Annotated in this window: 4 protein-coding genes; 3 read left to right on the top strand and 1 reads right to left on the bottom strand. The window is 64.7% G+C overall.

Annotated elements, in window-relative coordinates; all coding sequences use genetic code 11:
- From QR78_RS30765 to QR78_RS33470, 3 genes are all read left to right on the top strand, one after another.
- Positions 1 to 3,252, top strand: a 3,252-nt coding sequence (locus QR78_RS30765) for a strawberry notch family protein (RefSeq protein ID WP_048431437.1), incomplete at its 5' end; no start/stop codon positions are given.
- A 25-nt stretch (positions 3,253 to 3,277) separates the two neighbouring features.
- Entirely contained in the window at positions 3,278 to 4,342 is a 1,065-nt protein-coding gene (locus QR78_RS30760) for a DUF7146 domain-containing protein (RefSeq protein WP_048431436.1), read from the top strand.
- 190 nt (positions 4,343 to 4,532) lie between these two features.
- A complete protein-coding gene (locus QR78_RS33470; protein WP_082172072.1) occupies positions 4,533 to 5,075 on the top strand; it encodes a cysteine hydrolase family protein in 543 nt (180 codons plus the stop codon).
- 175 nt (positions 5,076 to 5,250) lie between these two features.
- On the opposite strand, the gene QR78_RS34665 is transcribed toward QR78_RS33470, so the two are convergent.
- Positions 5,251 to 5,856 carry a hypothetical protein gene (locus QR78_RS34665; RefSeq protein WP_125901301.1) on the bottom strand — a complete coding sequence of 202 codons (606 nt, stop codon included), beginning with the start codon at positions 5,854 to 5,856 and terminating at the stop codon, positions 5,251 to 5,253.
- Positions 5,857 to 6,187: the final 331 nt, after the last annotated feature.

Genomic DNA, 6,187 nt, shown 5'->3' with positions numbered 1-6,187 from the left:
GCTGCGGCCGCGGCCGCAGCGCCGGCGGGTCCCCTCGCCTACGAGGTGATCGAGGAGCTGCCCGCCATCCTGCACGCGGATGCCGCGCTCTACGAGGACTATGCCCTGGAGACCCTGCGGATCGAGGGCGCCCACCCGCACCCGACCGGCCTCGTGCAATCGACCGCCATGGCCTCGGTGCGGCTGCCCCGGCCGGCCTACGCCCCGCACCTGCCGGCGGCGGTCGTGTCCGGCGGCCTGCTCTCGGATTGCCAGCTCGAGACCGTGATCTATGCCGGCGCGGCCCATGCCCGCCACCTCCCGGGCTGGTGGACGCTCGACGAGACCGGCACGAAGCTGTCCGCCGCGGCCGAAGGCGCCGAGGGCGCCGTGCGCTTCCGCCAGGGCTTCTTCCTCGGTGACGGCACCGGGGCGGGCAAGGGCCGCCAGGTCGCCGGCATCATCCTCGACAGCTGGATGCAGGGGCGCCGGAAGGCGCTCTGGATCTCGAAGAACGAGGCGCTCCTCGAGGACGCCCAGCGGGATTGGCGCCACCTCGGCCAGGAGCCGCTCCAGATCGTGCCCCTGTCGCGCTTCGCGCCGGGCAAGCCGATCGTCCTGCCGGAGGGCATCCTGTTCGCGACCTTCGGCACCCTGCGCGGGGCCGGGCGCAACGGGTCCGGCTCGCGCCTCGACCAGATCGTCGACTGGCTCGGCGCGGACTTCGACGGGCCGATCGCGATCGACGAGGCACACTCGCTGGCCAACGCCGCCAGCGGCTCGGGCGAGCGCGGCGTGGTCGAGGCCTCGCAGCAGGGGCGCGCCGGCCTCAGCCTCCAGTACCGCCTGCCCGACGCCCGGGTGCTCTACGTCTCGGCCACCGGCGCGGTGACGGTCGAGAAGCTCGCCTACGCCCACCGGCTCGGCCTGTGGGGCGGCGGCAGCTTCCCGTTCCCGACCCGGGCCGACTTCGTCACCGCCATGCAGCAGGGCGGGCTCGCGGCGATGGAGGTGCTCGCCCGCGACCTCAAGGCGCTCGGCCTCTACACCGCCCGCTCGCTGTCCTATGCCGGCGTCACGGTCGAGATTCTCGAGCACGCGCTGACCCCTGAGCAGACGGCGATCTACGACGCCTACGCCGACGCCTTCCAGATCATCCACACCCACCTCGACGCTGCGCTGAAGGCGTCCGGCGTCACCGGCGAGAGCGGCACGCTGAACCGCCACGCCAAGGCCGCGGCGCGCTCGGCGTTCGAGTCGAGCAAGCAGCGGTTCTTCAACCACCTGCTCACGGCGATGAAGTGCCCCTCGCTGATCGCGTCGATCGAGGCGGGGATCGCGGCCGGCCACGCCGCGGTCGTCCAGGTCGTCTCGACCGGCGAGGCGCTGATGGAGCGCCGGCTCGCCGAGATCCCGTCCGAGGAATGGGGCGATCTCCAGGTCGACGTCACCCCGCGCGAGTACGTCATCGACTACCTCAAGCACGCCTTCCCAACCCAACTCTACGAGCCCTACAGCGATGCCGACGGCATCGTACTGTCCCGGCCGGCGCTCGACGCCGACGGCCAGCCGATCCAGTGCCGCGAGGCGGTCGAGGCCCGCGACGGCCTGATCGAGCACCTGTGCGGGCTCAAGCCCGTGCAATCGGCGCTCGACCAGATCCTCCACCACTTCGGGACCGGCGCCGTCGCCGAGATCACCGGCCGCTCGCGCCGGATCGTGCGCCAGGCGGGCCCGGACGGGGTCGACCGGCTCGTGCTCCAGAACCGGCCTGCGGGGGCCAACCTGTCCGAGACCCAGGCCTTCCAGGACGACGAGAAGCGGATCCTGGTGTTCTCGGATGCCGGCGGCACGGGGCGCAGCTACCATGCCGATCGCCGCGCGAAGAACCAGCGCCTGCGCGTCCACTACCTGCTCGAGGCCGGCTGGAAGGCCGACGCGGCCGTGCAGGGCCTGGGCCGGACCAACCGCACCAACCAGGCGCAAGCTCCGCTGTTTCGCCCGGTGACGACCAACGTGAAGGGCGAGAAGCGTTTCCTCTCGACCATCGCGCGGCGCCTCGACACGCTCGGGGCCATCACGCGAGGCCAGCGCCAGACCGGCGGCCAGGGCCTGTTCCGCCCCGAGGACAACCTCGAGGGCCCCTACGCCGCGACCGCGCTGCGCCAGCTCTACTGGGCGATCGTGCGGGGCGAGATCGAGGGATGCTCGCTCCAGGAGTTCGAGGCGTCGACCGGCCTCTCGCTGACCTCCGACACTGGGGCGGTGCACGAGGAGCTGCCGCCGATCGGCCGCTTCCTCAACCGCGTGCTCGCGCTGCGCATCGCGATGCAGAACCGCCTGTTCGAGGCGTTCGAGGAAAGGCTGGCCCAGGTGATCGAGGGGGCGATCTCGGCCGGCGTCTACGATGTCGGGGTCGAGGTCCTGACGGCGGAATCCTTCAAGGTCACCGCCCGCGAGGTCGCCTACACCCACCCGGCGAGCGGCGCGCATACCCGCCTCCTGACCATCACCGAGCGCCGCCGCCTCCAGCCGCTCGATCGCGCCGGCGCCCTCGACCTGATCGCGGCCGGCTTCCGGCCGGTCGTGAACGCCACGACCGGCCGGCCGGGGCTGATGGGGAAGGCGGCGAGCGAGACGCGCGAGGACGGCTCCGTGGTGGAGCGGGTGCGGCTGGTGCGCCCGCTCAAGCGCCAGCTCTTCGACCGGGACCAGTACGCGCGGTCCTCGTTCGAGGAGATGCCGGCCGAGGTCTTCCTGGCCGCCTGGGAGGCGGAGCTGGCGGCCCTGCCGGAATTCGACGAGCGAACCCTCTACGTCGTCACCGGCCTGCTCCTGCCGATCTGGGACCGCCTGCCCGGTATCGACATGCGCGTTTTCCGCCTCGTCACCGACGACGGCGAGCGGATCGTCGGGCGCGTGGTCGACCCCCACGACCTGCACGTCACCCGCGAACGGCTCAACCTCGGCGCCGGACCGGCCATGGACCCGGCCGAGGCCTACGCGGCGGTGCATGGCGGGCGCACGAGCCTCCAGCTCTCCGGCGGGCTCCAGGTGCGGAGAGTGAGAGTGATGGGCGAGCACCGCATCGAGGTGATGGGTGCGAGCGAGAGCGCGCGGGCCGGCTTGAAGTCGATCGGGCTGTTCTCCGAGGTGATCTCGTTCCGCACCCGCCTGTTCATCCCCGTCGGGGAGCGCGGGCCCTCGATCCTGGCCGCGATGATGGAGCGACATGCGCTCTTACGTTGCGTCGCCGCCGCCGCTCACGCTTAATGATCGAATTCGTCGGAGGCCGACCATGCCGACCCATCCCACCCCCGCCGATCTCTCGCGCCAGCTCGCCGACCGCGCCGAGGCGTTCTGCCGGCGCTACCTGTCGAACGGCTACCGCTCCGGCCGGTTCTGGTGCGTCGGGGATGCCTTCAACTCCGAGGGGGCATCGATGTATGTCCGCCTCACCGGGCCGAGCACCGGCAAGGGCGCCCGCGGCAAGTGGACCGATGCCGCGACCGGCGAGCACGGCGACCTCCTCGACGTGATCGTGCTCCAGAACGGCAACCGCTGGAAAGAGGCCCTGGCGCAAGCCAGGGCGTTCCTAAGCCTGCCCGAGCCCGCGGTGCCCGAGCCGGCCCGCCGCCTCTCGCCCGCCTCCGACACGACCGGGTCTGCCCGGCGGCTGTGGGGCTACGGCCGCTCGATCGTTGGCACCCCGGCGGCGGCCTACCTGCGCTCGCGAGGCCTCGAATATGCCGTCGGCGAGCCCTCCCTGCGCTTCCACCCACGCTGCCTGTACAAGCCGACCCAGAAGGAGCCGGGCCCCGATACCTGGCACCCGGCCCTGATCGCCTGCATCACCGACTTGTCGGGCGCCGTCATGGGCGTGAGCCGGACCTGGCTCGCTCCGGACGGGCGTGGCAAGGCCGCGCTGCGCGACCCGCGGCGGGGGCTCGGCCAGCAGCTCGGCCACGGCGTGCGCTTTCGCGGCACGGTCCCGGATCTGATGGTGGCCGGCGAGGGTGTCGAGACGGTGCTGTCGCTCAAGCTCCTCCTGCCGGCGGTCCCGCACGTCGCCGGTCTCTCGGGGGGGCACCTCGGCGCCCTCATCCTCCCTCCCAGCCTGCGCCACCTCTACATAGCCCGCGACGCCGATCCAGCCGGCGAGCGCGGTGCCGCGATCCTGCGCGCGCGCGCCGAGGCCGCCGGCGTGCTGGTGAGCTACCTCGACCCCCGCGAGGACGACCATAACCGCGACCTGTGCCACCTCGGCCCGCGGGATCTCGCCCTGCATCTCGCGCCCCAGCTCGACCCGAACCACGCGGTGGCCCATCTCCGGTTCGAGGACGGGGAGGCGGCTGCCGCCTGAGGGCGGTGTCTTGGTAGGGTTTGACTCGCTTAGACATACGGAAAACAGGTGTTTTCCGACATTCGAGGTGGCCGACTGGACACTGACGAGCGCTTCATAGGGCTACGTTCGACCCGGTGTGGACTTTTTCTGACACCGAGGCGATGTCTTAGAATATGATTTCGATCAACACGGAGCGCTCGCCAGATCCATGCTCGCACTCGTCATCATAGACATGCAACGATGGATGTTTCGCACACCAGAACGCTCAGATCAGGTGGGCAATATACTTCCTGCTATCGATGGCTTGGCTTCGCACTTCGCGCAGGCAAATTTGCCAATCTACGATGTCGTTACAATCCATCAGCCCGACAGGAGTACTTGGTCCAGATTGATGATTAAATATAACTATTCGTGCCTCATTGAAGGTACACCAGATGCTGAGCCTGTTGATGGTTACAAGGCGCCGCCTTCCGCCAAACGCATTGTGAAAACACAGAACAGTGTATTCCTTCATACTGATTTCGAGACGACACTGAACGCTGACGGTGTAACTAAGCTTTTATTGACAGGTGTGTTCATGGACGGCTGTGTAGGGTTAACAGCAGCTGATGCGGCGCAACGCCGATTTGAAGTCGTCTGTATCTCCGACGGGATCGGGCACGTCGATGTGAAGATGCGGCGATCTATGGAGGAGTGGCTACATCAAATGTACGAAATCGATCAAATTCAGGCCGCGTGTATCCCGCTCTGAACGCCCGCTTCCCGCCTTAGGCGGTCAGTCATTCAGCATGTCATACTTGGCTTTCTGGCGAACAAGTGCTTGCCAAAACCCGAGATCGCTGGCTGTGGCGAACTTCCTCCGCCACACGCCTTTTGAGTAAGAGCGAGATCACTCTCGCCCCAAAGCCGATATCATAGGTTGGCCATCAATCGATCGGCGCTTCGTCCATCCTGGCTGCGAGTGCGAGGTCCTCTGGCGTCATGTCCGTAGCCAGACGAATGGGAGCGACACCGGCTTGATTGAATAGCATCGATAGCTCATCCCAATCTCTAAGAACGATTTTATAAATACCGCTATAGACCCAATTCTTGGAAGTGGTTTCGATCGCCACTTCCCTGCCGAGAACAGCAGAGGCCGCTTCGATCTCAAGCCAATTAACAAGCACGTGGAGAAGTGAGGAAAAATAAGTATTTGCTCCCTCAGGGAATGCGATTGGTATATCTGGATATTTATTTTCTATTTGATTAATTAAATAATGCCATTTATTGGAGTTTACATGCGAGAACCATGTAACATACCAATGCATTTGTTCGTGGATATAGGTACATATTAGATCGTTATTTTTAGAAAGCCTATTATTTAAGGTAAGAACAGGATGACTATGTGGTATTTCACCGGGCGCAATGCGAACTTCTTTGGTGTATTCATAATCTGCAATATTTGTCTTGCGCCTGGCGTCAATAAGCAGATTTCTTGTATGCTGTGAGCTTTTTTGGGCGGTGCTCAGATCTATGTGTATCTCGTCTAACATTCTATTTCTCCGATCCTAAAATTATAGACATTCACTCACATTAAGTATTTTATAAATTTTATTCACATTATAGCTCCATCGTTTTCTGCCAAGGATATATGCAGCGAATAAGCATTCGATCAAGTTTCTTTATTTATCTAGTTCGTTACAAAATTGTGTTGTTAGTTCTTATATTAGGGATGACTACGCTAGTCCGAAGCCTCTCAGACTGACCTGAGTCTTTGTCACCTTTCGGTGCCAACGTGTCGCTGGTCTCCCGCGGTTAAGTCGCTGCACGGCAAACAAGTGTTTTCCGTACATCCAAGATGGCCAGCTAGTGCACTGACTCATT

Origin of the sequence: Methylobacterium indicum, assembly GCF_001043895.1 — a bacterium.
Taxonomy (GTDB): Bacteria; Pseudomonadota; Alphaproteobacteria; order Rhizobiales; family Beijerinckiaceae; genus Methylobacterium; species Methylobacterium indicum.
Note: the sequence above shows the minus strand (reverse complement) of the source record. Positions and strands in the feature narration are given on the sequence as shown.